This is a genomic window from Mesorhizobium sp. M4A.F.Ca.ET.050.02.1.1 (assembly GCF_003997725.1).
Classification (GTDB): Bacteria; Pseudomonadota; Alphaproteobacteria; order Rhizobiales; family Rhizobiaceae; genus Mesorhizobium.
The window spans coordinates 1-2,906 of sequence record NZ_RZSG01000757.1; the positions used below are offsets into that span (position 1 = coordinate 1).

Below are 2,906 nucleotides of genomic sequence, written 5' to 3' on the forward strand. Positions count from 1 at the left end.
CCCCTTGGGCGTACCAACAATTTCAATCAATTAGCTGATATGCCTACTTTTGGTCCCGATAAGAGACCCGAAAAACAAGCGTCACCGTGACCAGAATCAACCTGCATGGCAGTCGAGCTTCGCGCGCGCGATAGGTAGGCGATAGGTAGATGGATGGCTCGTTCGGTTGAATTCTTGCCTCAAGTCACCATTACGCCAATGAACGAAAGCGATCAGCTATTAGGCGGATGATCCGATGCCCCGCAAGATGAAGCGCCGGAAACAGACCGTAGAGGAACACACGCATCTCGGCATCAGAGTGGAGCACTACGAGGCGAGTGTCGAGGCGGCCGTCAATTACAACGTCTACTCGCCGCAATCCGCTTGGAACTCAGATGATGACGACCCACTCTATCGGTTCACTACGCGACTGATCGTCGCCGGAATATCCACCTACCCTGAGGAACGGGCGGGCGACCGTTATGAGGTGACAATCTATGGCGACAACTTGGGCTCAGGCGACGTCCGTGCGACGCTCAAAGATGTGCAGGAGCGCGATGAGTACGGTTCGCCCAAGTATCGTTCATATCGAGGTAGGCAAATCCCGATTTACAATCCACCCTCAGGCATGGGGCTCATCGACAAGATCCGCGGCGAACCACGCTGGACGGCGTGGCTTCGAGTTTCCCCACGCTTTACGAGCGACGCACTCGCCCTGTTCGGCAACGGACGATCGTTATTCCTGGCGATACACGAGCGCAAAAGGGACCGTGCGCGCTGGGTTCAGAGCGTGAGCCTACAAACGACCGACCCCGCAGAAGAATAGGCGGTGATTGAGCGCCCTTGGCCACTGAAGCGCTTTCCGAGCACTCAGAAAATTGACGGGACCTTGAGCCCGGCCCCCTAACCAAGATGTGGACTTCTGGTTGAAGTTCCCCACCGCGAAACCAAGTCGGCGGATACCGTACGCAAATGCACAACAGCACCAAAATCCAGTGCGAAGCCACGCAGCGCGGCATCCAGTATCTCTTACACTTCACGCAAATACAGAACTTGCCTGGGATCGTAACCCACGGCCTTCTATCTCGGGCGGATTTGAACGAACGCGGCCTCGATGCCTACGGGAGCAGCCGCCATCGGCGCGACCTTAAAGACCAGGCCATCTCGTTGTCGATCTCCGCCGTTTACCCCAAGATGTTCAGGGCCAAGCAACGGGCCGCTGGGAATCCCAATTGGGCAGTCCTCCTGCTCGACCCCGGCATACTTTGGACGCACAGGTGCCGATTCCTCCACCGGAGCGCAGGGAAGAGAGAGAGCATGAAGCACACAGGCTACTTGGGTGGTCCCTGGGGCTTCAGCCGGATGTTTGCGGGCGATGGCCGTCCACCGGGGATTCCCGACTGCCTGCCGACATACCCCGACGCTGAGGTACAGGTTTTCGAGCCGATCCTGCCTGAAATGATTCTGGAACTTTGGATCGATCGGCCGGATTTCGCCGAAGCCCTGCAAGCAGAGCTGAACCGGCTGCCCGGAGCGGAGCGGAACGTCGTCAGATGCTCTTCTTGGCCGATATTCCAGAACGGCTACCGTGAATGGCTGATACCTAGTGCGAACTGGGAGTGGAGCCTTGACGCGAGTTCGCAGACCCCTCGCCGATGAAGGTAGATGCCGTAATCAGAGCTAATATATGGAACTGGCTAACTCAAATTTTGGTTGGGAGCTGGGACTTTGAGCGGCCGCGTGCATCTCGCGTAACGCTTTTCCGGCCCGAGCCTCGACGCTCGGCGCTGTTGGTGACCTAGTGGGTGATGGCTCCCGCCCGGGTCGCTGAAGCCAGCATGGCGGCAATCCTGTCGGCCGGAGGGCCGTTGCCTTTGGCGTCCACTATTCCAAGTTCCAGAAGTTTCCTGTCGGCAGCCGTCTGCTTTCCCAGACCGGGATGGCCTCGCTGCAGGTACCGGGACTTCAGGTAGAGCACCTTGCCCTCGAAAGTCTTGGTTCGTGACCTTGATCGAGCAAGATCAACTTCTACCGACGCCCGCACTCTTGGCAGGGCACTTTCCACCATGTCGCATTCAAGTCCCCGCACTACGCCCTGCTCGGGTCCTATCTCGATAAAGTCCAAGAGCGCGAACCCTTGGTGCACTATCTCCGCGCAGCCCGCGACGATCCTAGCCTTGACCGGCAGTTGCTCGAGGTTTTCCGCCATGAATCGGAGTGTACCGTTTTCGTATGAAGCATATCCGGACCTCGCCGCTTCTCCGTAGGCTTCCTCCAGTGCCGCCCTGTCTCGTAGGGAGTGCAGTTCCGCCTTGGCCGCCTCGACAACGCTAGCGAGCGACCCGAAGAACGTGCGCACGTCGCGTTGAATAGAGGCAGGCAGCGAACCGTATCTCGAGGCTCCTGGAAACAGCGTCACGGCGAAGTGCACGACAAGGTCCTCGCGACGGGAATCGGCGGCGACCTTAAGCTGCGCGGGATCCGCTATTTCCCGTGCGCAGGCCGCCAGTGCGCGGCCGACGGTGATGCCCTTTTCTTCCAGCGCGGTACGCACGGCCGGCCCGACTTCGGCTTCCAGCGGGAGCCTTCCCAGGTCCAAGGCGGTCCTCCAAATCGCCTCCAGTTCCTCCCCTGCCCTTTCGGCGACAGGCCTGGACTTCGGCCGGAGGAGGAAGCGCGAGGGATCGCGCGCGGGAATGGCGAGGTTGGCGTATATCGTCGCCCTCGACCTCCTCCGGAAGCTCACCTGCTGCTCGAGGTCCTTGTCCCTGAACGCGGCCACGATGCCCGGAGCCAGCGCGACCGCACGCTGTCCCGTAACGCGCTGGACCATCTCCGTCAGCTCGTCCTGTGAGAAGTACTTCTGGAAAGTCTGCCTGCGGGAAAGGTAGCCGTCCGCGACCGGGGTGTGGCGCTCGACGCTATAC

At 59.8% G+C, this 2,906-nt stretch carries 3 protein-coding genes; 2 read left to right on the top strand and 1 reads right to left on the bottom strand.

Features of this window, described 5'->3' with window-relative positions; genetic code table 11:
* Window positions 1–235: 235 nt before the first annotated feature.
* Entirely contained in the window at window positions 236–805 is a 570-nt protein-coding gene (locus EOA33_RS30650) for a hypothetical protein (protein ID WP_127407351.1), read from the top strand.
* 146 nt (window positions 806–951) lie between these two features.
* Complete coding sequence (locus EOA33_RS30655) at window positions 952–1,638, top strand: DarT ssDNA thymidine ADP-ribosyltransferase family protein (RefSeq protein ID WP_127407352.1); 687 nt, start codon at window positions 952–954, stop codon at window positions 1,636–1,638.
* Between the two features lie 139 nt (window positions 1,639–1,777).
* Here EOA33_RS30655 and EOA33_RS30660 read toward each other — a convergent pair.
* The coding region (locus EOA33_RS30660; protein WP_127407353.1) for a DNA phosphorothioation-associated putative methyltransferase at window positions 1,778–2,906 on the bottom strand (1,129 nt) is incomplete at its 5' end.

Coding starts and splice junctions, on each gene's coding strand:
- EOA33_RS30650 (WP_127407351.1), top strand. CDS start 236: ATGCCCCGCAAGATGAAGCGCCGGAAACAGACCGTAGAGGAACACACG.
- EOA33_RS30655 (WP_127407352.1), top strand. CDS start 952: ATGCACAACAGCACCAAAATCCAGTGCGAAGCCACGCAGCGCGGCATC.